Below are 24,380 nucleotides of genomic sequence, written 5' to 3' on the forward strand. Positions count from 1 at the left end.
ACCGTTGTGAAAATGTTACGGGCATGGACGTAAAAAAGCCGGCGCGGGGCCGGCTTTCGAGGGAGCGCGAAAGGGTTAGTCGCGGTCGCCGCTGGTGAAGCCCAGGATCGACAGCAGGCTGGTGAAGATGTTGTACACGTCCAGGTACAACGCCAGCGTCGCGCTGATGTAGTTGGTTTCGCCGCCGTTGACGATGCGTTGCACGTCATACAGGATGAAGGCGGAGAAGATGCCGATGGCCAGCACCGAGATCGTCAGCGACAGGGCAGGGATGGCGAAGAAGATGTTCGCCAGCGATGCCAGGATGATCAGCACCAGGCCGATCATCGCGAACTTGGCCACGCCGGAGAAATCGCGCTTCGACACGGTGGCGATGCTGGCCAGCACGGCGAAGATTGCCGCGGTACCGCTCGCCGCGAGCATGATCAGCGTGCCGCCGTTGGCGAACGTCATCGTGCGCATCAGCAGCGGCGTCAGCATCAGGCCCATGAAGAACGTGAAGCCGAGCAGCAGGGCGACGCCCATGCCGCTGTGCTTGTTCTTCTCGATCGCCCACATGAACCCGAACGCAATGCCCAGGAACAGCAGCGCGCCGAGGAAGCCGCCCGGCATCGGAATGCCGAACGTCATGCCGGCGGCCGCGCCGAGCACGGTCGGGATCATCGATAGTGACAGCAGCCAGTAAGTGTTGCGCAGCACGCTGTTGCGGGTGACCTCTCGTCGACCCGCGTGGTCATACATCTTTTCCAAATTTGCCATTGTTGTACTCCTGGTTGTCGGTACGGTGTACCCTTGCCAAAGCTTAGCACTCGTGGTGCCGAAAAGGGCTTAAGCCCGCCGGGATGGTCTGTTGTCTTGCTATGTGCTCTTGAAATCCGTCAAAAACCGCCCACTTGCCTGCGAACGGCTGGGCTTCCCAGCCAATACCGCTCGCCCTGATGCGATTTTCGGGGTTTCGCCGCGGCTATCTGCCGCTTGTAACGCCATCTTCCGCCCCAACACGCATAGTATATGGGGTGTTCTATGCTAAAATCAAAGGTTGATCGAGAAATCAATTCTGTTTTAACCCTTTCTTTTTACTGGAGTTTTTCATAATGGCAATCGAACGCACCCTGTCCATCATCAAACCGGACGCAGTCGCGAAGAACGTCATCGGCCAGATCTATAGCCGTTTCGAAGGTGCAGGCCTGAAAATCGTGGCTGCCCGCATGACCCAACTGTCGCGCGCCGAAGCCGAAGGCTTCTACGCCGTGCACGCTGCCCGTCCGTTCTTCAAGGACCTGGTCGATTTCATGGTTTCCGGCCCGGTGATGATCACCGTCCTGGAAGGCGAAAACGCCATTGCCGCGCACCGCGACCTGATGGGCGCAACCGATCCGAAGAAAGCTGAAAAAGGCACGATCCGCGCCGATTTCGCCGATTCCATCGATGCCAACGCCGTTCACGGTTCGGATGCTGCCGAAACCGCCGCCACGGAAATCGCATACTACTTCCCGGCACTGAACGTGTACTCCCGTTAATCGAACAGATTGACGGTGCTTTCGCACTAAAGTAGCAACCAGAGCTGTACCGCCTGGCGCCCCGGCATGTCCGGGGCGAAGGCGTTTTGAAACAAGCGTTTTGATACAAGATTAGGCAAGCTTATGGAAACGACCCTCACCAACCTGCTGGACCTCGATCCCGCGCAACTGATCGACTACTGCGCGCAGTTGGGTGAGAAGCCGTTCCGCGCCAAGCAGCTGCAACGCTGGATCCACCAGTTCGGCGCGTCGGACTTCGACAGCATGACCGATCTCGCCAAGTCGCTGCGCGAGAAGCTGAAGACGCGCGCCCATGTCACGGCGCCGGCGGTGATCAGCGACCATACCTCGACGGACGGCACCCGCAAGTGGCTGGTGGACGTGGGCAACGGCAATGCCGTGGAAACCGTGTTCATTCCGGAAGAAAACCGTGGCACGCTGTGCATTTCCACCCAGGCCGGCTGCGCCGTCAACTGCCGCTTCTGCTCGACGGGCAAGCAGGGCTTCAACCGCAACCTCACGGTGGCCGAGATCATCGGCCAGTTGTGGATGGCCGAATTCGAGCTGCGCCGCACGAAAGGCATCGAGCCGGGCCCGAAAGGCGAGCGCCAGATCACCAACGTGGTGATGATGGGCATGGGCGAGCCGCTGCTGAACTACGAGCCGACCGCCACCGCGCTGAAACTGATGCTGGACGATAACGCCTACGGCCTGTCGCGCCGCCGCGTCACGCTGTCCACGTCCGGCGTCGTGCCGATGATCGACAAGCTGGCGCAGGATGTGCCGGTAGCGCTCGCGGTCTCGCTGCACGCGTCCAACGACGAGCTGCGCAACGGCCTCGTGCCGCTGAACAAGAAATACCCGCTGGCCGAGCTGCTGGCTTCGTGCAAGCGCTACCTGGAATTCGCCCCGCGCGACTTCATCACGTTCGAATACTGCATGCTGGACGGTTTCAACGATACCGACGAACATGCCCGCGAACTGATCGCGCTGGTGAATCACCCGCAATACGGCATCAACTGCAAGTTCAACCTGATTCCGTTCAACCCCTTCCCGGAATCGGGCCTGACGCGCTCGAAAAATCCCCGCATCAAGGCGTTTGCCGAGATCCTGATGAATGCCGGCATCGTGACCACGATCCGCAAGACCCGGGGCGACGACATCGACGCCGCGTGCGGCCAGCTCGCCGGCGAAGTCAAGGACCGCACCCGCGTGGCCGAGCGCATGGAAAAGATGGCGGAATACAAGACCAAGTTCGGTGCCGACTTCGGCAAGATCGTGGAGATCCGTTCCTGATGCAGCCGAGCGCCCAGTGCCGCACGCGCCTGGCAGCCCTCGGCATGGCCGGGCTGCTGGTCGCGCAGTTGTCCGCCTGTACCGGCGGTCCGGCGGGCACGGCGGGCGCGAATGGCATGGGCGGCATGGGCGCCACGAGCGGCAAGGCCGAGCTGCCCACGCTGTCCGATGCCACGGCCGCGCAAAAGCGCGCCCAGATCCGCATGCAGCTGGCGGTCGGTTACTTCGAGCAGGGCCAGTTGCCGATCGCGCTCGACGAGATCAAGAAAGCGCTTGCCGCCGACCCCGACTACGCGGAAGCCTACGGCGTGCGCGCGCTGATCTACATGCGCATGGGCGAGAACGCGCTGGCCGATGATAATTTCAAGCGCGCATTGCAACTGGCGCCGAACAATCCGGACATCGCGAACAACTATGGTTCGTTCCTGTGCCAGAACGACCGCGTGGCCGAATCGTTCCGCTGGTTCGACGCGGCGCTGGCCAGCCGCCAGTATTCGTCGCCGGTGAAGGCCATGAACAATGCCGGCAGTTGCGCGCTGAAGAGCAGGAATTACGAACGGGCCGAGCAATATTTGCTGCAGGCACTGCAGCTGGCACCGGATCAGCCGTCGACCAGCGCCAACCTGGCGCGGGTCTATTACGAGCGTCGCGACTACGTGCGCGCGAACTTCTTCATTACCCGCCTGGGCAAGGTGGCCAGGGCCGACAGCCTGCCGGCAGATGTGCTGTGGCTGGCGATCAGGGTGCAGCACCGGCTCGGCGACAAGGGGGCGGAAGAAGCTTGGGCAACGCAGTTACGCCGCCACCATACCGCCTCGCCCGAGTATGCTGCGTATCAGCGTGGGGCGTTTGATGAGTGAGACAGGGGTAATAATGGATTCAGAAGGGCAGAAACAGCCGCAGAGTCAGCCGCAAGAGCGACGCCTTGGTGCCGCGCCCGGCGCAACGCTGGCCGCGCAGCGCGAGGCCATGGGCCTTTCGGTCGAGCAGATCGCGGACCAGCTGAAGCTGGCGCCGCGCCAGGTGGTGGCGCTCGAGCAGGGCGACTTCGCGTCGCTGCCGAACATGGCCGTCACGCGCGGGTTCATCCGCGCCTACGCCAAGGTGGTGCGGCTCGATCCGGCGCCGCTGGTGGCGCAGATCGAAGTGACGCCATCGGTCACTCCCAGCGAGCACACGCCGATCAGGCGCGAAAAGATCACCACCACGTTCTCGCAATCGCGCTTTCCCACGCTGGCTTCGCGCCAGTCGAAGACGAAGGTCTGGATCGTCGGCGGCCTGGTGGCGCTGGCCGTCATCGCCGGCGCCGGCGCCTGGCAGGCCGGCCTGATCTCGCCGTCCGCGCTGCGCAAGCCGGTGGCCGGCCCGGCCGGCACGGCGGCGGTCAACCCGGCCACGCCGGCTGCCCCGTCCGCCGCAGCCACGCCGGGCACCGCCGCGACCACGGCAGGCACGCCGCTGCTGTCGCCGAATGTGCCGCTGGTGTCCACGCCCGGCCAGGCACCGGTATCGCCGGAAAACACCGCGCCGCTGGTGACGACGCCGGCGCCATCCGCCACGGCCACGCCGGCTGCGACGCCTGCCGTGCCGGCGCCCGCGGGTACGGCGGCAACGCCAGTGCCGGCCGCCGCCGCGGCCCAGGGCGCGAACACGCTGACGCTGGCCTTTACGTCCGATTCGTGGGTCGAGATCCGCCGCCCCGGCGCCGCACCGCTGATTTCCCGCCTGGTCAAGGCGGGCAGCACCGAGACTTTTGAAATCGACCGCCAGTCGACGCTGATCGTCGGCAAGCCCGAGGGCGTGCAGGCCACGTTGCGCGGCCAGCCGCTGGCACTGCCGAGAGTGGCGAACGGCACCATTTCCCGCGTCCAGATCAAGTAATGAGCATGACCGAATACAATACCGCGATTCCTTCCGGCCCCGCCGCCCGCCGCCCCAGCAAGGGCGTGCTGGTCGCGCATGGCGACCGCAAGGTATGGGTCGGCGGCGACCACCCCGTCGTCGTGCAGTCGATGACCAATACCGATACCGCCGATGCCGTCGGCACCGCGATCCAGATCAAGGAGCTGGCGCGCGCCGGTTCCGAGCTGGTGCGTCTGACGGTGGACCGGCCCGAGGCGGCGCAGGCCGTGCCGTACATCCGCGACCAGCTCGACAAGATGGGCGTGGATGTGCCGCTGGTGGGCGATTTCCACTACAACGGCCACACGCTGCTGACCGAATACCCGGATTGCGCGGCCGCGCTGTCGAAATACCGCATCAATCCCGGCAACGTGGGCAAGGGCGCCAAGCGCGACACCCAGTTCGCCCAGATGATCGAAGTGGCGATCCGCCACCAGAAACCGGTGCGCATCGGCGTCAACTGGGGCTCGCTGGACCAGGCGCTGCTGGCACGCATCATGGACGAGAACGCCGTGCGCGCCAATCCGTGGAGCGCCCAGGCGGTGATGTACGAGGCGCTGATCACGTCGGCCATCGAGAACGCCCAGCGCGCCGAGGAAATCGGCCTGGGCCGCGACAAGATCGTATTGTCGTGCAAGGTCTCCGGCGTGCAGGACCTGATCGCCGTCTACCGCGAGCTGGGCAAGCGCTGCGACTACGCGCTGCACCTGGGCCTGACGGAAGCGGGCATGGGCAGCAAGGGCATCGTGGCGTCGACCGCCGCGCTGTCGGTGCTGCTGCAGGAAGGCATCGGCGACACGATCCGCATCTCGCTGACGCCGGAGCCGGGCGGCGACCGCACCAGGGAAGTCATCGTCGGTCAGGAAATCCTGCAGACGATGGGCCTGCGCAAGTTCATGCCGATGGTGATCGCGTGCCCGGGGTGCGGACGCACCACGTCGACCACGTTCCAGGAACTGGCGGACGATATCCAGACCTTCCTGCGCGAGCAGATGCCGGAATGGAAGAAGAGCCACCCGGGCGTGGAAGGGATGAACGTGGCCGTGATGGGCTGCATCGTCAACGGTCCCGGCGAATCGAAGCATGCCAACATCGGCATCAGCCTGCCGGGCACCGGCGAATCGCCGGCCGCGCCGGTGTTCGTCGACGGCCAGAAGTTCGCCACGCTGCGCGGCGACACGATCGTGCAGGAATTCCAGCAGATCGTGCTGGATTACGTGAAGAAGAATTACTCGACATCCGCCGTCGTCTGACGGCTGCAATCAAAAGAAATCAAGTCATGTCCGAAAACAAAAAAGCAGAGAAGATCACCAGCGTGAAAGGGATGCCCGACATCCTGCCCGCCGACGCCCACCTGTGGGAGATCTTCGAGAACACCGCGCAGTCGATCCTGCAAAGCTACGGCTACCAGAACATCCGCACGCCGATCGTCGAGGAAACCCGCCTGTTCGCCCGTGCGATCGGCGCCGTGACCGACATCGTCGAAAAGGAAATGTATTCGTTCGAGGATTCGATGAACGGCGACCAGCTCACGCTGCGTCCGGAAGGCACCGCCGGCGTGGTGCGCGCCGTGCTGGAACATAACCTCGTGTACGACGGCCCGAAACGCCTGTGGTACAAGGGCCAGATGTTCCGCCACGAGCGCCCGCAGCGCGGCCGCTACCGCCAGTTCCACCAGTTCGGCGCCGAGGCGGTGGGCTTTACCGGCCCGGATATCGACGCCGAGCTGATCCTGCTGTGCCGTCGCCTGTGGGACGACCTGGGCCTGCCGGACATCCGCCTGGAACTGAACTCGATCGGCGACGCCGAAGAGCGCGCGCGCCACCGCGTGGACCTGATCAAGTATCTGGAACAGCACGAGGAACTGCTCGACGCGGACGCCAAGCGCCGCCTGCACAGCAACCCGCTGCGCATCCTGGATACCAAGAACCCGGCGCTGCAGGAAATCGTCGAGGGCGCGCCGAAGCTGCTGGACTACCTGGGCGAGGAATCGCTGAAGCACTTCGAGGGCGTGAAGAACCTGCTCGACCGCAACGCCGTGCAGTACACCGTCAACCCGCGCCTGGTGCGCGGCATCGACTACTACAACCGCACCGTGTTCGAGTGGGTGACCGACGAACTGGGCTCGCAGGGCACCGTGTGCGCCGGCGGCCGCTACGATCCGCTGATCGAGCAGTTCGGCGGCAAGCCCACGCCGGCGGTCGGCTTCGCGATGGGCATCGAGCGCCTGATCGAACTGATGAAGTCGGCCGGCGAAACGGCCGCGCCGAACCAGTGCGACGTGTACCTGGTGCACCAGGGCGCGGAAGCGCAGATGCAGGCCTTCATCCTGGGCGAGCGCATCCGCGATGCCGGGCTGGACGTGATCCTGCACTGCGCCACCGCGGCCGGCGCCGGCTCGTTCAAGAGCCAGATGAAGAAGGCCGACGGCAGCGGCGCGTCGTTCGCGATCATCATCGGCGAGGACGAAGTGGCCAACAACACCGCCAGCGTGAAGGCGCTGCGCGGCGCCGAAGGCGAACAGCAGCAGGCCACCGTGGTCTTCGAGGAAGTGGTCGGCTACGTGGTCGACCAGATCATCGGCGGCAACGCATGCGGCGACGACTGCGACGAACATCACCACCATCACTGATCCCGAAGGGAAGATTCCATGGCATTCGATCACCAAGAAGAAGAACAGCTCGCCTCCCTGAAGGCGTGGTGGAGCAGGTACGGCAACGCGGCGACGTGGGTGCTGGTCGCCGGCCTGGCCGCCTATTCCGGCTGGACCGGCTGGCAGTATTACCAGCGCACGCAGTCCGTCGAGGCGTCCGCGCTGTATGACGAGCTGCAGGCGTCGGTCGGCAAGGACAACGCCAAGGTGCAGCGCGCCGCAGCCGATCTGGAAAGCCGCTACGGCCGCAGTTCGTATGCGCAGATGGCCGCGCTGGCCGCCGCGAAAAGCGCGTTCGACGCCAGCGACCTGAAAACCGCCAAGGCCAAGCTGCAGTGGGTGATCGAGCATGGCAACGACGAGTACAAGGCGATCGCGAAGATCCGCCTGGCCGGCGTGCTGCTGGATGAAAAAGCCTACGACGCGGCGCTGAAGGCGCTGGACGGCGAGGTGCCGAAGCAGTTCTCGGCTGCCGTCAGCGACCGCAAGGGCGATGTGCTGGCCGCGCAGAACAAGCTGGCCGAAGCCCGCGCCGCATACCTGGCCGCGCTGGCCGGCACGACCGAGAAAAGCCCGGCGCGCCAGCTGATCGAGCTCAAGCTCGAAGCCGTGGGCGGCACGGTGCCGGAACAGAAGCCCGCCGCGGCCTGATGTTCAACCATGGCGCCAGCGCCACGACCTGCGCCGCCCGCGGCCATGATGCCGCGCGGGCGCGGGCCGCTCGTACCCCACCTGTAAGGAGCAAGGTTTAATTTATGCGTATCACCGGTAAAGTAATCGGCGTGAGCCTGCTGTCCATGACGGCCGCGTGCAGTTCCCTCAGCTCGCTGAATCCGTTCAAGGAAAAAGACAAGAATCCCCCGGCGGCGCTGGTGGACATCAAGTCGCCGATCCCCGCCAAGGTCGTGTGGAAGCATTCCACCGGCAAGGCCGGCCTGTACGTGTTCTCGCCGGCGCTGGCCGACAATGGCCTGTTCATCGCCGACAACGACGGCAATATCGAACGCCTCGACGCGGCCACCGGCCGCTCGCAGTGGAAGATCAAGGCCGGCACCGAGCTGACCGCGGGCGTGGGCGCCAACGGCAAGCTGGTGGCGGTGGGCGGCGCCAAGGGCACCGTGATGGCGTTCGACGCGGCCACCGGCAAGGTGCAGTGGAAGGTGCAGGCATCGTCCGAGGTGCTGTCGGCGCCGGCCGTGACCGACGAACTGGTGATCGTGCGCAGCATGGACAACAAGATCACCGCCTACGACACGCGCACGGGCGACCGCAAGTGGTTCCTGCAGCGCACCACGCCGCCGCTGACCCTGCGCAACGCGCCGGGCATGGTGGTGGCGCAGCCGAACGTCTACGTGGCGCAGCCGGCCGGCAAGCTGCTGTCGCTGTCGCTGGCGAACGGCGTGCCCCGCTTCGAGGTGTCCGTGGCCGAGCCGCGCGGCGCCACCGAGCTGGAACGCGTGTCGGACATCGGCGGCACGCCGGTCGTCGTCGGCGGCGATATCTGCGCCGTCACGTACCAGGGCAAGGTCGGCTGCTTCGACCTGTCCACGGGCGCGGCCAAGTGGACCAAGCCGGCATCGTCCGACGTGGGCGTGGGCGCCGACCAGCGCTTCGTCTTCGTCGCCGACGACAAGGGCAACGTTTCCGCCTTCGGCCGCGAAGGCGGCCAGAGCGCGTGGAAGAACGATTCGCTGACCAATCGCGTGCTGGCGACGCCGCTGTCGTACGGCCGGGTGGTCGCCGTGGGCGACTTCCAGGGCTACGTGCACCTGCTGTCGCGCGAGGACGGTTCGATGCTCGGCCGGGTGGCGACCGATAGCAGCCCGATCAGGTCGGTGCCGCTGGTGGCCGGCTCGAACATGATCTTCCAGACCCAGTCGGGAACGGTGATCGCGATCGCGGTCGAGTAATCCGGCACGCAGTCGGCAGGCGACGCTACCGAACACGTCGCCGGCCAGGCAGCTGGAGAACCAACCAGGCAGGCAGCCGGGGGCGTAGCTGAACAAGTAATCGAACTGGTAGCTGAGCAAGTAACTGAGCAATGAAGATGCCCGCCAGCGCGGGCATCCAGTATCCCAACAAACCAAGCAGTAATTATGATCGCCAACGCGGTCGAGCAGAATACAAATGAAGCCGGTAATTGCACTCGTGGGGCGCCCGAACGTCGGGAAATCGACCCTTTTCAATCGTCTGACCCGCTCGCGCGATGCGCTGGTGGCGGACTTGCCTGGACTGACGCGTGACCGTCACTACGGCGAGGGCCGCGTCGGCGACCGCCCGTTCCTGGTCATCGATACCGGTGGTTTCGAACCGGTCGCCAAGGAAGGCATCATGTTCCAGATGGCGCTGCAGACCAAGCAGGCCGTGGCCGAAGCGGACGTGGTGATCTTCCTCGTCGACGGCCGCCAGGGCATGACGCCGCACGACAAGACCATCACGGACTTCCTGCGCCGCAGCGGCCGCCCGGTGCTGCTGGTGGTGAACAAGGCCGAAGGCATGAAGTACACCTCGGCCGTATCGGATTTCTACGAGCTGGGCCTGGGCGATCCGTATGCCATCTCCGGCGCCCACGGCGACGGCGTGAACGACCTGGTGCAGGAAACGCTGGACAAGGCGTTCGCCTCGCGCCCGGACGACGCCGATGAGCTGCTGCCGTCCGAACGCGGCATCAAGCTGGCGCTGGTCGGCCGGCCGAACGTGGGCAAGTCCACGCTGATCAACACGCTGCTGGGCGAGGAGCGCGTGATCGCGTTCGACATGCCCGGCACCACCCGCGATTCGATCGAGATCCCGTTCGAACGCGACGGCAAGCACTACACGCTGATCGATACCGCCGGCATCCGCCGCCGCGGCAAGGTGTTCGAGGCGATCGAGAAATTCTCGGTCGTCAAGACGCTGCAGTCGATCTCGGAAGCGAACGTGGTGGTCCTGATGCTCGATGCCCAGCAGGATATCTCCGAGCAGGATGCGCACATCGCCGGGTTCATTCTCGAAAGCGGCCGCGCCCTGGTGCTGGCGGTGAACAAGTGGGACGGCCTGCAGACGCACCAGCGCGACCAGGTCAAGAACGACATGGACCGCAAGCTGGACTTCCTCGGCTTCGCCAAGACCCACTTCATCTCGGCACTGAAGGGCACCGGCATCGGCCCGCTGATGAAATCCGTGGACGCCGCCTACGGAGCCGCCATGGCCGACCTGTCGACGCCGAAGCTTACGCGTGCACTGCTGGAAGCGGTCGAGAAGCAGGAACCGAAGCGCAAGGGCGGCCTGCGGCCGAAGATGCGCTATGCCCACCAGGGCGGCATGAACCCGCCGATCATCGTCATCCACGGCAACTCCCTCGATGCGATCAGCGAGCCGTACAAGCGCTACCTGGAAAAGCATTTCCGGGACACGTTCCAGCTCGTGGGGACGCCGCTGCGCATCGAATTGCGCACCGGTAAAAACCCGTTCGACAAGCGCGACAAGGGCTGACCTGCCGTCGGCAGCCTGCCGCGATCGGGTCGCCGGCAATCGAAAGCCGGTGCCAGACAATTTTTCCGGTCGAATCATCCGGAAAACGTGCCTGGCACCAGTGGGCGCATGCCACGCGAGATCTGCCGAAACACCGGTCCGCACGCGGACCGGCTTCACATTTTCACGTTATCTTTTTTCCTCGTTTTCATTTGCACACCCCTGCATAATTCACAAAAACAGGTTACAGTAGCTGAGAAGCATTTCCGTTTGGCAGAGGGCGTCTTTACCTCTGCAATAAGGAGCAGCCGGCACTTGAAATCAAGCGTTTCGCCTCCAATTCCAACACAACAACATAAACTGGAGTAGTTATGAGCAATAAAGGGCAATTGTTACAAGACCCATTCCTGAACGCGCTGCGCAAGGAGCACGTTCCCGTCTCGATCTACCTCGTCAACGGTATCAAGTTGCAAGGTCACATCGAGTCGTTCGACCAGTACGTCGTCCTGCTGCGCAATACCGTTACGCAGATGGTGTACAAGCATGCCATTTCGACTGTGGTACCGGCCCGCGCCGTCAACCTCAACATCGATTCCGAGGCGGAGTAACGCGTTGATCCTAGCGACAACGCCACAGCTTCGTCTTCCGCTTCAACGTTTCCTGGCCATCCCATGCGCGCAGCTTTAGTCGGGGTGGATTTCGGCCAGGGCGACTTCGCCGCCAGTGTCGATGAATTGATGCTGCTCGCGCGTTCCGCAGGAGCGGAGCCCATCACGACCATCACCGGCAAGCGTTCCAGCCCCGATGCTGCCTACTTCGTCGGCAGCGGCAAGGCCGATGAAATCGGCCATGCCGTGCAGGATCACCAGCTGGAGATCGTCATCTTCAATCACGCGCTGTCGCCTGCCCAGCAGCGCAACCTGGAAAAGCGCCTGAACGTGCGGGTGCTCGACCGTACCAGCCTGATCCTCGACATCTTCGCCCAGCGTGCCCAGAGCCACGAGGGCAAGCTGCAGGTCGAGCTGGCCCAGTTGCAGCATCTTTCCACGCGGCTGATCCGCGGCTGGACTCACCTCGAACGCCAGAAGGGCGGTATCGGCCTGCGCGGTCCTGGTGAAACCCAGCTGGAAACCGACCGCCGGCTGATCGGCGAGCGGGTGCGCATGCTCCGTGCGCGGCTGGCCAAGCTGCGCAAGCAGCACGAGACGCAGCGTCGTTCGCGCGGCCGCAACAACGCTTTCTCCATATCGCTCGTCGGTTACACCAATGCCGGCAAGTCCACGCTGTTCAACGCGCTGACCAAGGCCGGCGTCTACGTGGCCGACCAGCTGTTCGCCACGCTCGACACCACGTCGCGCCGCGTGTTCATGGGTGAGGAGGCCGGCAATGTCGTGATTTCCGACACGGTCGGCTTCGTGCGCGAGCTGCCCCACCAGCTGGTGGCGGCATTCCGCGCCACGCTGGAGGAAACCATCCATGCCGACCTGCTGCTGCATGTCGTCGATGGAGCGAGCCCTGTGCGCATGGAGCAGATCGAAGAAGTCAATGCCGTGCTGCGCGAGATCGGCGCCGACCATATTCCGCAGATCCTCGTGTGGAACAAGATCGACGCGGCCGGCCTGGAGCCGGCGGTGGAACGTGATGAACATGATAAGATTTCACGCGTGTTCATCAGCGCCCGGACGGGTGACGGCCTCGATCTGCTGCGTGCGTCGCTCACCGAGGCAGCCCAGCAGCACCGCGAGGCAAGTGCGCGTCCGAAGGACGACACGCCGGCCGATGCCATTTCCACATTCACCGACGTTTAAAACATGCCTCTTTCCTCACTAGCGAAAAGATTAGGCCTGAAGTTGTCCCTGAACGACCCCCGCTGGGGGCAGGACAAGGACAACAACAGGCAGGCCCAGGAAGGCAAGAAGCCCGGCGACGGTCCTCCTGACCTCGATCAGCTGTGGCGCGACTTCAACCAGCGCCTGAACGGCCTGTTCGGCAACAAGAACCGCAACAACAACAGCGGTGGCGGCGGCACCGGCGGCGGCGGCAGCGAATTGCGCGGCGCCGGCGTGACCGTCGGCGCGGTCGCGGCCATTGCCGTGCTGGTCTGGCTGGCCAGTGGCGCATTCATCGTGCAGGAAGGCCAGAAGGGCATCGTCACGACCTTCGGCCGCTACAGCCACGATACCCCGGCCGGCTTCAACTGGCGCTGGCCGTATCCGTTCCAGTCAAACGAAACCGTCAACGTGTCGCAGGTACGGACCGTGGAAGTGGGTTACCGCGGCAACACCCGCAACAAGCAGGCCACCGAATCGCTGATGCTGACCGACGACGAGAACATCATCGATATCCAGTTCGCCGTGCAATACCGGTTGAAGGACCCCGTCGCCTGGCTGTACAACAACCGGGATGCGGAGGACACCGTGCGCCAGGTCGCCGAAACGGCGATCCGCGAGATCGTGGGCCGCAGCAAGATGGACTTCGTGCTCTATGAAGGCCGCGAGAAGGTGGCCTACGACACGCAGCAGCTGATGCAGCAGATCCTGGACCGCTATGCGTCCGGCGCGCTGGTCACCAACGTGACGATGCAGGGCGTGCAGCCGCCGGAGCAGGTGCAGACCGCGTTCGACGATGCCGTCAAGGCCGGCCAGGACCGTGAGCGCCTGAAGAACGAAGGCCAGGCCTACGCGAACCAGGTGGTACCGATCGCGCGCGGCGCGGCATTCCGCCTGCTGCAGGAAGCCGAAGCCTATCGTTCGATGGTGGTCGAGAACGCGAGCGGTAATGCCGACCGCTTCAAGTCCGTGCTGGTCGAGTACCAGAAAGCGCCGGGCGTGACGCGCGACCGCATGTACCTCGATACGATGCAGCAGATCTTCAGCAATACCAGCAAGGTGATGGTCGATTCGAAGGCCGGCAGCAACCTGCTGTACCTGCCGCTGGACAAGCTGATCGCCCAGGTCGCCGCCACCGAGGCGCAACGCGCCAACGTGACCGCGCCGCCACCGGCCGCCGTGCTGCTGCCGCCACCCGACCAGACGTACAGCGGCGAACAGAACCGCGCACGTGAATCGTCCCGTAGCCGGGAGGGCCGTTAATGAACCGTATCGTTACTTTCGTTGTCACCGCGTTCATCGCGCTGATGCTGCTGTCGTCCACCGTGTTCGTGGTGGACCAGCGCAAGTTCGCGATCGTCTTCGCGCTGGGTGAAGTCAAGCAGGTGATCCGCGAGCCGGGCCTGCACTTCAAGCTGCCGCCGCCGTTCCAGAACGTGATGTGGCTCGACAAGCGCATCCTCACGCTCGACTCGCCGGAGGCGGACCGCTTCATCACGGCCGAGAAGATGAACATCCTGGTCGATTCGTTCGTCAAATGGCGCATCGTGGAGCCGCGGCTGTACTTCGTCAGCTTCGGCGGCGACGAGGGCCGGGCGCGCGACCGCATGGCGCAGATCGTCAAGGCGGCGCTGAACGAAGAGATCACCAAACGCACCGTGCGCGAAGTGATTTCCGGCCAGCGCGGCAAGGTGATGGAAGCGATCCGCTCGAAAGTGGTCAACGAGGCGCAGCAGATCGGCGTCCAGATCCTGGACGTGCGGCTGAAGCGCGTCGACTACGTCGAACAGATCAACAATTCCGTCTACGAGCGGATGAAGGCCGAGCGCCTGCGCGTGGCCAATGAACTGCGTTCGACCGGTTCCGCCGACTCCGAAAAGATCCGTGCGGATGCCGACAAGCAGCGCTCCGTGATCCTGTCGGAAGCCTACCGCGAAGCCGAGAAGATCCGCGGCGAGGGCGATGCGAAAGCCAGCGCCATCTATGCCGAGGCATTCGGCCGGAATCCCGAGTTCTACAAGTTCTACCGCAGCCTGGAAGCCTATCGCACTTCGTTCAAGACCAAGGCGGACGTGATGCTGGTGGATCCGAATTCGGAGTTCTTCAAGTACTTCAAGGGTAGCGGCTCGGCCGGGAAATAACCGGTCTGGCAAGCCCGGCCGGCTTGCGCCACGGGCTTCGGGCACACCGCCCACGCCCCGTAAAACTGCCTTCGGCTTCATACCCGAAGGCAGTTTTTTTCCTGTTTGGCCACACTTTCGCGTAAAATATGCGGTTCGGCTTCCGCCGCCTATCGGCGCGCCGTGCCGATTGAACGTTTTTCAACAAACCGGTTTTCCCATGCCGAATTGGCTTTTGCCCGAACATATCGCGGACGTTTTGCCGTCCGAGGCGCGCAAGATCGAGGAGTTGCGCCGCCTGATGCTGGATAACTTCCGGCGTTACGGTTACGAACTCGTGATGCCGCCGCTGCTGGAGTACGTGGAGTCGCTGATGACCGGTGCCGGTCAGGATACCGACCTGCGCACCTTCAAGCTCGTCGACCAGATCACCGGCCGCATGCTGGGCCTGCGTGCCGACATGACGACCCAGGTGGCCCGCATCGATGCCCACCTGCTGAACCGGGCCTCCGTCACCCGCCTGTGCTATGCGGGCCCGGTGCTGCACACCCGTCCTTCGGGGCTGCACGCCACCCGCGAACCCCTGCAGATCGGCGCCGAGATCTACGGCCACGCCGGCCTGGAAGCGGATGCCGAGATCCAGGAACTGGCGCTGGCGTCGCTGGAAATGGCCGGTTTCACCGAGGTGCGGCTGGACCTGGCCCACGTGGGCGTGCTGCGCGCGATCCTCGACCTGGATCTGCTTGCCGCGCGCGACCACGACGCGATCGTGCAGCTGCTGCGCGCGAAGGATGTGCCGGGCCTGCGCGAGCTGACCGCACAGTATGCCTCCGCCACGCGCGATGCGCTGCTGGCCTTGCCGAACCTGTATGGCGACGTGGACGTGCTGGCCAATGCCAGGCATGCGCTGCCGGACCTGCCGGGCATCACCAAGGCGCTGGCCGAACTGGCCGCGCTGGCCGCGTCCGCGATCGGCCGCGCCGAGGTGGCGATCGACCTGGCCGACCTGCGCGGCTACCAGTACGAAAGCGGCGCCACCTTCGCGCTGTACGTGCCGGGCCTGCCGAACGCGGTGGCGCGCGGCGGACGCTACGATCACGTGGGCGAGGCCTTTGGCCGCGCCCGCCCGGCGACGGGCTTTTCGATGGACCTGCGCGAACTGGCGCGCCTGCTGCCGACGGCGGACCGCAAGCATGCGATCCGCGCGCCATGGGGCAATTCGCCCGAGCTGAAGGAACGTATCGCCGAGCTGCGCAAGTCCGGCGAAGTTGTGATCCAGTCCCTGCCGGGTCACAGCAATGAACAGGACGAGTTCGAGTGCGACCGCGCGCTGGTGCTCGACGAGAGTGGTAGTAACTGGATTCTTAAAAACTTAGGTTAGTGTGATGTCAAAAAAAATCACTGCAACAAACGTGGTCGTCATCGGTACCCAATGGGGCGATGAAGGCAAGGGCAAAATCGTCGACTGGCTGACGGAACACGCGCAAGGCGTGGTGCGCTTCCAGGGCGGCCACAACGCCGGCCACACGCTGGTGATCGGCGGCGTGAAGACCGCGCTGCAGCTGATCCCTTCGGGCATCATGCGCCCGGGCGTGGCCTGCTACATCGGCAACGGTGTCGTGGTGTCCGTGCCGGACGTGCTGCGCGAGATCGACAAGCTCGAAGCCGTGGGCGTGGAAGTCGCTTCCCGCCTGAAGGTTTCCGAAGCCTGCCCGGTGATCCTGCCTTACCACACCGCGCTCGATGGCGCCCGCGAAGCGGCCCGCGGCGCCGCCAAGATCGGCACCACCGGCAAGGGCATCGGCCCGGCCTACGAAGACAAGGTCGCGCGCCGCGCGATCCGCGTTGCCGACCTGCTCAACGAAAAGCGTTTCGCCGAAAAGCTGGCCGAGAACCTGGACTACCACAACTTCGTGCTGGAAAACTACCTGAAGGCGCCGAAGGTCGAGTACCAGAAGACCCTGGACGACGCGCTGGCCTACGTGCCGCGCCTGCGCCCGATGGTGGCCGACGTGTCGAGCGCGCTGTATGCCGCGCACAAGGCCGGCGCCAACCTGCTGTTCGAAGGCGCGCAGGGCTCGCTGCTGGACGTGGACCACGGCACCTATCCGTTCGTCACCTCGTCGAACTGCGTGGCCGGCAATGCCGCCGCCGGTGCCGGCGTGGGCCCGAACATGCTGCACTACATCCTGGGCATCACCAAGGCCTACACGACGCGCGTGGGTTCCGGCCCGTTCCCGTCCGAGCTGCCGACCGATGCCGGCGTGGGCCACCACCTGGCCCAGGTGGGCCATGAATTCGGCACCGTGACGGGCCGCGCCCGCCGCTGCGGCTGGTTCGATGCCGCGCTGCTGCGCCGCTCGGTGCAGATCAACGGCGTGTCCGGCATGTGCCTGACGAAGCTGGACGTGCTGGACGGCCTGGAAACGCTGAAGCTGTGCACCGGCTACATGCTGGACGGCCGCAAGGTCGACATCTTCCCGGTCGGCGCCGAAGACGCGGGCCGTTGCGAGCCGATCTACGAAGAAATGCCGGGCTGGACCGACAGCACCGTCGGTGCGAAATCGCTGGCGGCCCTGCCGGCGGCGGCACGCGCCTACATCAAGCGCATCGAGGAACTGGTCGGCGTACCCGTCGACATGGTTTCCACGGGACCGGATCGCGAAGAAACCATCGTGCTGCGTCATCCGTTCGAATAAAAAAAGCCACAAGCAGGAAGAAAAACTATGAGCACTCCTCAATCCGACGACAAGCACCTGTGGGTGACCTGGGATGAGTACAACCGCCTGGTCGAAGGCCTGGCCCTGAAGGTCTACGAATCGGGCTTCAAGTTCGACATGGTGTTGTGCCTGGCGCGCGGCGGCGTGCGCCCCGGCGACGTGTTCTCGCGCATCTTCGACGTGCCGCTGGCGATCCTGTCGACCAGCTCCTACCGCGCCGACAAGGGCACGGTGCAGGGCGACCTCGACATCGCCAAGTACATCACGGTGACGCGCGGCGCGCTGGCAGGCAAGATCCTGCTGGTGGACGACCTGGCCGATTCCGGTGTCACGCTGATGAAGGTGATCGATCACCTGAAGGCCAATTACAGCGAAGTCGAGGAAGTGCGTTCCGCCGTGATCTGGACCAAGGGCAGCTCGGCCTTCAAGCCGGACTACCAGATGCAGGAACTGCCGCACAACCCGTGGATCCACCAGCCGTTCGAGGATTACGACGGCCTGCGCCCGCACCAGCTGGCGTCGTGGCTGAAAAAGGGCGAAACGAACGCATAAGCGTTTGCGCCTGCGCGACAATGGCGGAGGGCCGGAAGGCCTTCCGCCATTTTTCGTTGTGGTAGCCGAAACATAAAAACAAAGAGAGTGCCCCGATGACCGAGAACTTCTTCCAGACCTTCATCCTGCTGCTGCTCGTGACCGATCCGTTCGGCAACGTGCCGCTGTTCGCCGCCGCGCTGCAGCCGGTGCCGCCGGCCAGGCGACCCAGGATCGTGGTGCGCGAATGCCTGATCGCGTTCGCCGTGCTGCTGGTCTTCATGTTCTTCGGCCGCCCGTTCTTGCATGCGCTGAGCCTCTCCGAAGTATCGCTGCGCATCGCCGGCAGCGTGATCCTGCTGCTGATCGCGATCCGCATGGTGTTCCCGCATCCGGACGGCGTGCTGGGAAAAAACGAGGGCGGCGAGCCGTTCATCGTGCCGCTGGCGATTCCCGCGCTGGCCGGGCCGTCGGCGCTGGCCACCGTGCTGCTGTTTTCCAGCGAAACCCGGGGCGACGTGATGATCCATGTCGCCGCGCTGGCCGCCGTCGTGGTGGTCTGGCTGGCCGTGTTCCTCGGTGCCGACCGCTTGCAGAGGGTGCTGGGCACGCAGGTGATGACGGCCTTCGAGCGGCTGATGGGGCTGATTTTGGCGGCGATGTCGGTGGAGATGCTGCTGGGCGGGATCAGGGAGTTCGTGAAGACGCTGTAGCCGCATCGCCTGGAAATGGGGTCAGACCCTGAGCCTACCCCTCAAATTTTTGTTGTAAACCATATGGGAAGCTGTTAACTTCAATCCCAAAAACGGCACATGCATGGCCGTGTTAGCCCTTTCATTCGTAGCGACCAAACTGCAAATGAAAGGCACGGACCATGCATGCACGCCAAATCATACAACGATTGTTGGGGCAGGAGTGCCCATCAATTCACGCTAAACGCCGAGCTTGCCTAGCTCAAATTGTGCAAGCTGCAGCTCGTGCCGGGCTGGGCGTTGTACGCATCGGTAAGCAGCTCAGGTCACAAACAAGTCTTCGGCATCGCATCAAGTGCTGTGACCGTTTGCTGAGCAATCCCCATCTGGCCAAAGAGCGGGTGCAGATATACCGAGCAATGAGCCAACGCCTTCTTCAATCCAGGCAATACGTGCAGGTAGCAGTAGATTGGTCAGAAATTCGCGCAGATGGCAGTGCTCAATTGCTGCGTGCAGCAGCCATCATCGAAGGACGCGCCTTTACGCTCTACGAGGAGGTCCACCCTCAGGAGAGGCTCGCGGCATCTTTGGTCCATAAGTGCTTCATGAAGACCCTGAAAACCATCCTGCCAGCGCACTGTCGCGCCATCATCATCACCGATGCAGGATTTCGTGCTACGTGGTTTAAAACGCTCAATCAGCTCGGCTTTGGCTGGGTCGGACGGATACGCAACCGTGATTTGGTGTGCCAACAGAACGGCAACGACTGGTTCGGCTGCAAAAGCTTGTACTCAAGAGCTACCGCAAAAGCGCGCGATTTGGGCTATTTTTTTCATGTCCGCTCCAACCCTGTCGACTGCCGATTAGTGCTGTACAAGTCCAAATCGAAAGGACGGCATTGCTTGACGAAATCCGGTCAACCTGCGCGCGCGCGCCACAGCAAGAAAAACAGCGCTGCCCAATGTGAGCCTTGGCTACTCGCCGTTTCGCCAGCACTGGCACAGCTTCGTGCAGACGACATCATCAAAATTTACTCTGGGCGCATGCAAATCGAGCAGACTTTCCGCGACCTGAAGAATGCCAAATGGGGAATGGCACTGCGACATAGCCAGACTACAAGCCTGCTTCGTCTGGCGGCACTTTTACTAATCGGTGCATTGCTCACTTATGCCTTATGGCTGATCGGCTTAGCGGCACGAGCGGCTGGCTATGAAGTCCACTACGGCAGCCATCCCAAGGCAGGCAGCTGCCTTTCAATCTTCTCGTTGGCAATGCACTGGGTCGACGACTATCGTCGACCCAGACTCTCCCCATCGGCCATCAAATATGCATTTATCGAACTCGTTTCGATGGTCCGCACTTGGGAATTCGAGGGGTAGGCTCAGGGTCAGACCCCATAAATAGGAAATATTTCCAGAATTCGGGGTCTGACCCCGGTTTCGGGCAATAAAAAACGCCGCGTGACGCGGCGTTTTTCATGGGAGGGGCAGGGCTTACTTGCCCGTGATCGAAATCACGTCCGCCCCCGGCGCGCCGAACATCTGCTCCTTCAGCAGGTGCAGCTGGTCGCGCACCTGCGCGGCCTTCTCGAACTCCAGGTTCTTCGCGTGCTCGATCATCAGCTTCTCGAGGCGCTTGATCTCCTTTGAGGCCTGCTTCTCGTTCATCGTCTCGTACTTCGCGGTCTCCTGCGCGGCTTTCAGGTTGTCGGCCTGCTTGCTCGGGTCGTACACGCCGTCGATCATGTCCTTTATGACCTTGTTGACGCCGCGGGCGATGATGCCGTGCTTCTCGTTGTGGGCGAGCTGCTTGGCGCGGCGCCGCTCGGTCTCGTCGATCGCACGCTTCATCGAATCGGTCATCTGGTCCGCGTACAGCAGCGCCACGCCGTTCAGGTTGCGCGCCGCGCGGCCGATGGTCTGGATCAGCGAGCGCTCGGAGCGCAGGAAGCCTTCCTTGTCGGCGTCCAGGATCGCCACCAGCGATACTTCCGGCAAGTCGAGGCCCTCGCGCAGCAGGTTGATGCCGACGACCACGTCGAACGTTCCGATCCGCAGGTCGCGCAGGATTTCAACCCGTTCGACCGTTTCGATATCGCTGTGCAGGTAGCGCACCTTGATGCCGTGGTCGCCCAGGTATTCGGTGAGCTGCTCGGACATCCGCTTGGTCAGCGTGGTCACCAGCACCCGCTCGTTCTTGGCGATGCGGTCGTTGATCTCGGAAAGCAGGTCGTCGACCTGCGTGCGCGCCGGGCGCACGATCACCAGCGGGTCGACCAGGCCGGTCGGGCGTACCACCTGTTCCACGACCTGGTCGGCATGTTTCTGCTCGTAGTCGGCCGGCGTGGCGGAGACGAAGATCATCTGCCGCATCTTGTTCTCGAATTCCTCGAACTTCAGCGGGCGGTTGTCGAGCGCCGACGGCAGCCGGAAGCCGTAGTCCACCAGGTTCGTCTTGCGCGAGCGGTCGCCGTTGTACATGGCCGACAGCTGGCCGACCAGCACGTGCGACTCGTCCATGAACATCAGCGCATCCTTCGGCAGGTAATCGATCAGCGTCGGCGGCGGCTGGCCCGGCATCGCGCCGGACAGGTGCCGCGAATAGTTCTCGATGCCTTTCGTGAACCCGATCTCGGCCATCATTTCCAGGTCGAAGCGGGTGCGCTGCTCGAGGCGCTGTTCCTCGATCAGCTTGCCTTCCTGGCGGAAGAACTCCAGCCGGTCGCGCAGTTCCGCCTTGATGCTTTCGATCGCGCGCAGCACCGTCGAGCGCGGCGTCACGTAGTGCGAGCCGGGGTAGACGGTAAAGCGGGGAATCTTCTGGCGCACGCGGCCGGTCAGCGGGTCGAACAGCTGGATCGACTCCAGCTCGTCGTCGAACATTTCCAGGCGCACCGCCAGCTCGGCGTGCTCGGCGGGGAAGATGTCGATCGTATCGCCCCGCACGCGGAACGTGCCGCGGCCGAAGTCGACCTCGTTGCGCGTGTATTGCATCTGGATCAGGCGGGCGATCACGTCGCGCTGGCTGAGCTTGTCCTTGGCGCGCAGCGTCAGGATCATCTGGTGGTATTCGTTCGGATTACCGATACCGTAGATCGCCGACACGGTGGCCACGATGACCACGTCGCGCCGCTCCATCAGCGACTTCGTGCACGACAGCCGCATCTGCTCGATGTGCTCGTTGATCGACGAGTCCTTCTCGATGAACAGGTCGCGCTGCGGCACATAGGCTTCCGGCTGGTAGTAATCGTAGTACGACACGAAGTACTCGACGGCGTTCTGCGGGAAGAATTCGCGGAACTCGCTGTACAGCTGGGCCGCCAGTGTCTTGTTCGGCGCGAACACGATCGCCGGACGGCCCATGCGGGCGATCACGTTGGCCATCGTGTACGTCTTGCCGGAACCCGTCACGCCGAGCAGCGTCTGGAACGACAGGCCATCCTCGATGCCTTCGCACAGGCTGTCGATCGCCGTCGGCTGGTCGCCGGCGGGCGGGAAGGGCTGGTGCAGCTTGAACGGCGAGCCAGGGAACGTCAGCACGGTGGGCTCGGGGGCGCCAGCCAGTGATAAATCAGCCATGAAGTCAGACCTTTGCTAGAATAGGGAGTTGCACACCACACTGTGCAGTCATGGCACAGCGGCCAGCACACCTGTTACCGCCGTGCCTTGCAATTGCCGTGCCCAGTCATCACTGCGCAAGACAATCGCTGCATCGTACTTATTACATCGTACTCATTGCATCGTACTCATTGCATCGTAATTGCTGCCTGTAATGCTCACCCGCTGCGAATCGCATTCAATCGAATCCAATCCTATCATGACGAATCCTTCCGTTTTCAGTGCCATCGAGATGGCTCCGCGCGACCCGATCCTGGGCATCACCGAAGCCTTTAACGCCGACACCAATCCCAACAAGATCAACCTGGGCGTGGGTGTTTATTATGACGACAACGGCAAAGTGCCGCTGCTTTCGTGCGTGCAGAAGGCTGAAAACATCCTGATTGAACAGCCGGCCCCGCGGACGTACCTGCCGATCGAAGGCCTGGCCGCGTATGACAAAGCGGTGCAGGAGCTGGTATTTGGTGCCGACAGTGCCGTAATTCAAGAGCGCCGCGCGATCACCGTGCAGGCCATCGGCGGCACCGGCGCGCTGAAGCTGGGCGCCGACTTCCTGAAGCGTTTTTCGCCCGCTTCGGAAGTCTACATCAGCGATCCGAGCTGGGAAAACCACCGCGCGCTGTTCGAGAGCGCCGGCTTCAAGGTCAACAATTACGCCTACTACGACGCCACCACGCACGGCGTGAATTTCGCCGCCATGCTGGCCGCGCTGAAGGCGATGCCGCAAGGCGCCGTCGTGGTACTGCACGCCTGCTGCCATAACCCGACCGGCGCGGACCTGTCCCAGCAGGAATGGGACCAGGTGATCGACGTGGTCGTGACCGGCGGCCTGATCCCGTTCCTGGACATGGCTTACCAGGGCTTCGGCGCCGGCATCGCCGAAGACGGCGCCGTGGTGCGCCGCTTCGCCGCCACCGGCGTGCCGCTGCTGGTGTCGAACTCGTTCTCCAAGTCGTTCTCGCTGTACGGCGAGCGCGTAGGCGCGCTGTCCGTCGTGGCCGCCACCGCCGAAGAAGCTTCGCGCCTGCTGTCGCAGCTCAAGCGCGTGGTGCGCACCAACTACTCGAACCCGCCGGTGCACGGCGGCAAGGTGGTCGCCACCGTGCTGTCCACGCCGGAACTGCGCCAGCTGTGGGAAGAGGAACTGGCGGCGATGCGCGTGCGCATCAAGGCAACCCGCGATTCGTTCGTGCAAAAGCTGAAGGAAAAGGCGCCGGGCCACGACTTCGACTTCGTGCGCGAGCAGGTCGGCATGTTCTCGTACTCGGGCCTGACGAAAGAACAGGTCGGCAAGCTGCGCGAAGAATCGATCTACGCGGTGGACACTGGCCGTATCTGCGTTGCCGCGCTGAACTCGAAGAACATCGATATCGTTGTTGACGCGATCGCTAAAGTTCTCTAAAATCCTGCTTCTTCGTTGACGTAAGTCAGCGGAGAACAGAAAGCAGTATCAAGAGTAGTAGAAGTATCGGGCAGCAGACAGTACCTTGAAGCAAGCTTGCAGATGTTGCTCGGAACGTATAAAATGCTGCCTCTAATCCCTGATAGCTCAGTCGGTAGAGCGACGGACTGTTAATCCGCAGGTCCCTGGTTCGAGTCCAGGTCGGGGAGCCAGAATCAAGTGAAAAGCCCAGCCGCTTCGGTTGGGCTTTTTGCGTTTTACTCGTCGAGTCGGAGCGGAATATGGAAAACAACGATCAGCGTTACCTGGTGCAGCAAAACAAAATCAGCGACGGCGATAAAAAGCCGCCCGTCTTCGCGAAGGTCATGCGCAGCAAGGAAGGCGTGTTCGAAGGCGTTTCCTTCATCAAGAACAAGGAAAAAGCCACCGTGATGACGACCGCGCAGGCACAGGAAGTGATCGACTGGGCCGCGAAGAAGAAAGCGGCGGCGCATGAGTATGTGACCAAGGTCATTTGCCTGGGGCAGTAGGCGGGAACTCTCCATGCCTGATTGATGCCGGACCCTGTCGATCCGCAGGTCCGGTTCGAGTGAATGGGCCGCAGCAAAAGGCCGCACGCGAGTGCGGCCTTTTGCATTGAGGCGG

The 24,380-nt window shown here is 63.3% G+C and carries 22 protein-coding genes and 1 tRNA gene; 21 read left to right on the forward strand and 2 right to left on the reverse strand.

The window, feature by feature from the left end; genetic code table 11:
• Nucleotides 1–75 precede the first annotated feature (75 nt).
• Nucleotides 76–759 (reverse strand): Bax inhibitor-1/YccA family protein, encoded by a 684-nt coding sequence (locus GJV26_RS21475; RefSeq protein ID WP_155710756.1) that lies wholly within the window; start codon nt 757–759, stop codon nt 76–78.
• Nucleotides 760–1,094: 335 nt separating this feature from the next.
• Between GJV26_RS21475 and ndk the strand changes: the two genes are divergently transcribed.
• The 18 genes from ndk to GJV26_RS21565 all read left to right on the forward strand — a co-directional run bounded on the left by ndk (nt 1,095) and on the right by GJV26_RS21565 (nt 20,095).
• Nucleotides 1,095–1,520 carry a nucleoside-diphosphate kinase gene (gene ndk / locus GJV26_RS21480; RefSeq protein WP_137314018.1) on the forward strand — a complete coding sequence of 142 codons (426 nt, stop codon included), beginning with the start codon at nt 1,095–1,097 and terminating at the stop codon, nt 1,518–1,520.
• Nucleotides 1,521–1,643: 123 nt separating this feature from the next.
• Complete coding sequence (gene rlmN / locus GJV26_RS21485) at nt 1,644–2,816, forward strand: dual-specificity RNA methyltransferase RlmN (protein ID WP_155710757.1); 1,173 nt, start codon at nt 1,644–1,646, stop codon at nt 2,814–2,816.
• Nucleotides 2,816–3,676, forward strand: coding sequence for a type IV pilus biogenesis/stability protein PilW (gene pilW, locus GJV26_RS21490; RefSeq protein WP_155710758.1), 861 nt, complete (start codon nt 2,816–2,818; stop codon nt 3,674–3,676). The genes rlmN and pilW overlap by 1 nt, the downstream gene beginning before the upstream one ends.
• Nucleotides 3,677–3,689: 13 nt before the next feature.
• Complete coding sequence (locus GJV26_RS21495) at nt 3,690–4,697, forward strand: helix-turn-helix domain-containing protein (protein ID WP_155710759.1); 1,008 nt, start codon at nt 3,690–3,692, stop codon at nt 4,695–4,697.
• Between the two features lie 5 nt (nt 4,698–4,702).
• Nucleotides 4,703–5,971 (forward strand): flavodoxin-dependent (E)-4-hydroxy-3-methylbut-2-enyl-diphosphate synthase, encoded by a 1,269-nt coding sequence (gene ispG, locus GJV26_RS21500; protein ID WP_155712637.1) that lies wholly within the window; start codon nt 4,703–4,705, stop codon nt 5,969–5,971.
• A gap of 26 nt (nt 5,972–5,997) precedes the next feature.
• On the forward strand, nt 5,998–7,350 hold the full coding sequence (gene hisS, locus GJV26_RS21505) for a histidine--tRNA ligase (RefSeq protein ID WP_155710760.1): 1,353 nt from the start codon (nt 5,998–6,000) through the stop codon (nt 7,348–7,350).
• An 18-nt stretch (nt 7,351–7,368) separates the two neighbouring features.
• Nucleotides 7,369–8,022 (forward strand): YfgM family protein, encoded by a 654-nt coding sequence (locus GJV26_RS21510; RefSeq protein ID WP_155710761.1) that lies wholly within the window; start codon nt 7,369–7,371, stop codon nt 8,020–8,022.
• Between the two features lie 104 nt (nt 8,023–8,126).
• Complete coding sequence (gene bamB / locus GJV26_RS21515) at nt 8,127–9,281, forward strand: outer membrane protein assembly factor BamB (RefSeq protein WP_155710762.1); 1,155 nt, start codon at nt 8,127–8,129, stop codon at nt 9,279–9,281.
• Nucleotides 9,282–9,498: 217 nt separating this feature from the next.
• Nucleotides 9,499–10,845, forward strand: a complete 1,347-nt coding sequence (gene der, locus GJV26_RS21520; RefSeq protein WP_155710763.1) for a ribosome biogenesis GTPase Der — start codon at nt 9,499–9,501, stop codon at nt 10,843–10,845.
• 350 nt (nt 10,846–11,195) lie between these two features.
• The gene (hfq, locus tag GJV26_RS21525; protein ID WP_093558029.1) at nt 11,196–11,432 is read left to right on the forward strand and encodes an RNA chaperone Hfq; all 237 of its coding nucleotides are present in this window, start codon (nt 11,196–11,198) and stop codon (nt 11,430–11,432) included.
• 63 nt (nt 11,433–11,495) lie between these two features.
• On the forward strand, nt 11,496–12,632 hold the full coding sequence (gene hflX, locus GJV26_RS21530; protein ID WP_155710764.1) for a GTPase HflX: 1,137 nt from the start codon (nt 11,496–11,498) through the stop codon (nt 12,630–12,632).
• Between the two features lie 3 nt (nt 12,633–12,635).
• Nucleotides 12,636–13,916, forward strand: a complete 1,281-nt coding sequence (hflK, locus tag GJV26_RS21535; protein WP_155710765.1) for an FtsH protease activity modulator HflK — start codon at nt 12,636–12,638, stop codon at nt 13,914–13,916.
• Nucleotides 13,916–14,794, forward strand: a complete 879-nt coding sequence (gene hflC / locus GJV26_RS21540; RefSeq protein WP_155710766.1) for a protease modulator HflC — start codon at nt 13,916–13,918, stop codon at nt 14,792–14,794. The genes hflK and hflC overlap by 1 nt, the downstream gene beginning before the upstream one ends.
• 199 nt (nt 14,795–14,993) lie before the next feature.
• Complete coding sequence (locus tag GJV26_RS21545) at nt 14,994–16,154, forward strand: ATP phosphoribosyltransferase regulatory subunit (RefSeq protein WP_155710767.1); 1,161 nt, start codon at nt 14,994–14,996, stop codon at nt 16,152–16,154.
• Between the two features lie 4 nt (nt 16,155–16,158).
• Entirely contained in the window at nt 16,159–17,472 is a 1,314-nt protein-coding gene (locus GJV26_RS21550) for an adenylosuccinate synthase (RefSeq protein ID WP_155710768.1), read from the forward strand.
• Between the two features lie 27 nt (nt 17,473–17,499).
• The gene (locus GJV26_RS21555; protein ID WP_155710769.1) at nt 17,500–18,045 is read left to right on the forward strand and encodes a phosphoribosyltransferase; all 546 of its coding nucleotides are present in this window, start codon (nt 17,500–17,502) and stop codon (nt 18,043–18,045) included.
• 95 nt (nt 18,046–18,140) lie between these two features.
• Nucleotides 18,141–18,737, forward strand: a complete 597-nt coding sequence (locus tag GJV26_RS21560; protein WP_155710770.1) for a MarC family protein — start codon at nt 18,141–18,143, stop codon at nt 18,735–18,737.
• A 161-nt stretch (nt 18,738–18,898) separates the two neighbouring features.
• Nucleotides 18,899–20,095, forward strand: a complete 1,197-nt coding sequence (locus tag GJV26_RS21565; protein WP_155710308.1) for an IS4 family transposase — start codon at nt 18,899–18,901, stop codon at nt 20,093–20,095.
• A gap of 114 nt (nt 20,096–20,209) precedes the next feature.
• Here the strand turns inward: GJV26_RS21565 and uvrB are convergent, their stop codons facing one another.
• Complete coding sequence (uvrB, locus tag GJV26_RS21570) at nt 20,210–22,294, reverse strand: excinuclease ABC subunit UvrB (RefSeq protein WP_155710771.1); 2,085 nt, start codon at nt 22,292–22,294, stop codon at nt 20,210–20,212.
• A gap of 238 nt (nt 22,295–22,532) precedes the next feature.
• Here uvrB and GJV26_RS21575 point away from each other — a divergent pair, with 238 nt between their 5' ends.
• The 3 genes from GJV26_RS21575 to GJV26_RS21585 all read left to right on the forward strand — a co-directional run bounded on the left by GJV26_RS21575 (nt 22,533) and on the right by GJV26_RS21585 (nt 24,265).
• Complete coding sequence (locus tag GJV26_RS21575) at nt 22,533–23,735, forward strand: amino acid aminotransferase (RefSeq protein ID WP_155710772.1); 1,203 nt, start codon at nt 22,533–22,535, stop codon at nt 23,733–23,735.
• A 136-nt stretch (nt 23,736–23,871) separates the two neighbouring features.
• Nucleotides 23,872–23,947, forward strand: a tRNA-Asn gene (locus GJV26_RS21580).
• A gap of 69 nt (nt 23,948–24,016) precedes the next feature.
• A complete protein-coding gene (locus tag GJV26_RS21585; RefSeq protein ID WP_155710773.1) occupies nt 24,017–24,265 on the forward strand; it encodes a hypothetical protein in 249 nt (82 codons plus the stop codon).
• Nucleotides 24,266–24,380: the final 115 nt, after the last annotated feature.

Source organism: Pseudoduganella dura (assembly GCF_009727155.1).
GTDB classification, from domain to species: domain Bacteria; phylum Pseudomonadota; class Gammaproteobacteria; order Burkholderiales; family Burkholderiaceae_D; genus Rugamonas; species Rugamonas dura.

Bases quoted from the DNA above. Each gene is read 5' to 3' on its own strand.
- GJV26_RS21475 (WP_155710756.1), bottom strand. From the start codon at position 759: ATGGCAAATTTGGAAAAGATGTATGACCACGCGGGTCGACGAGAGGTC.
- ndk (WP_137314018.1), top strand. From the start codon at position 1,095: ATGGCAATCGAACGCACCCTGTCCATCATCAAACCGGACGCAGTCGCG.
- rlmN (WP_155710757.1), top strand. From the start codon at position 1,644: ATGGAAACGACCCTCACCAACCTGCTGGACCTCGATCCCGCGCAACTG.
- pilW (WP_155710758.1), top strand. From the start codon at position 2,816: ATGCAGCCGAGCGCCCAGTGCCGCACGCGCCTGGCAGCCCTCGGCATG.
- GJV26_RS21495 (WP_155710759.1), top strand. From the start codon at position 3,690: ATGGATTCAGAAGGGCAGAAACAGCCGCAGAGTCAGCCGCAAGAGCGA.
- ispG (WP_155712637.1), top strand. From the start codon at position 4,703: ATGACCGAATACAATACCGCGATTCCTTCCGGCCCCGCCGCCCGCCGC.
- hisS (WP_155710760.1), top strand. From the start codon at position 5,998: ATGTCCGAAAACAAAAAAGCAGAGAAGATCACCAGCGTGAAAGGGATG.
- GJV26_RS21510 (WP_155710761.1), top strand. From the start codon at position 7,369: ATGGCATTCGATCACCAAGAAGAAGAACAGCTCGCCTCCCTGAAGGCG.
- bamB (WP_155710762.1), top strand. From the start codon at position 8,127: ATGCGTATCACCGGTAAAGTAATCGGCGTGAGCCTGCTGTCCATGACG.
- der (WP_155710763.1), top strand. From the start codon at position 9,499: ATGAAGCCGGTAATTGCACTCGTGGGGCGCCCGAACGTCGGGAAATCG.
- hfq (WP_093558029.1), top strand. From the start codon at position 11,196: ATGAGCAATAAAGGGCAATTGTTACAAGACCCATTCCTGAACGCGCTG.
- hflX (WP_155710764.1), top strand. From the start codon at position 11,496: ATGCGCGCAGCTTTAGTCGGGGTGGATTTCGGCCAGGGCGACTTCGCC.
- hflK (WP_155710765.1), top strand. From the start codon at position 12,636: ATGCCTCTTTCCTCACTAGCGAAAAGATTAGGCCTGAAGTTGTCCCTG.
- hflC (WP_155710766.1), top strand. From the start codon at position 13,916: ATGAACCGTATCGTTACTTTCGTTGTCACCGCGTTCATCGCGCTGATG.
- GJV26_RS21545 (WP_155710767.1), top strand. From the start codon at position 14,994: ATGCCGAATTGGCTTTTGCCCGAACATATCGCGGACGTTTTGCCGTCC.
- GJV26_RS21550 (WP_155710768.1), top strand. From the start codon at position 16,159: ATGTCAAAAAAAATCACTGCAACAAACGTGGTCGTCATCGGTACCCAA.
- GJV26_RS21555 (WP_155710769.1), top strand. From the start codon at position 17,500: ATGAGCACTCCTCAATCCGACGACAAGCACCTGTGGGTGACCTGGGAT.
- GJV26_RS21560 (WP_155710770.1), top strand. From the start codon at position 18,141: ATGACCGAGAACTTCTTCCAGACCTTCATCCTGCTGCTGCTCGTGACC.
- GJV26_RS21565 (WP_155710308.1), top strand. From the start codon at position 18,899: ATGCATGCACGCCAAATCATACAACGATTGTTGGGGCAGGAGTGCCCA.
- uvrB (WP_155710771.1), bottom strand. From the start codon at position 22,294: ATGGCTGATTTATCACTGGCTGGCGCCCCCGAGCCCACCGTGCTGACG.
- GJV26_RS21575 (WP_155710772.1), top strand. From the start codon at position 22,533: ATGACGAATCCTTCCGTTTTCAGTGCCATCGAGATGGCTCCGCGCGAC.
- GJV26_RS21585 (WP_155710773.1), top strand. From the start codon at position 24,017: ATGGAAAACAACGATCAGCGTTACCTGGTGCAGCAAAACAAAATCAGC.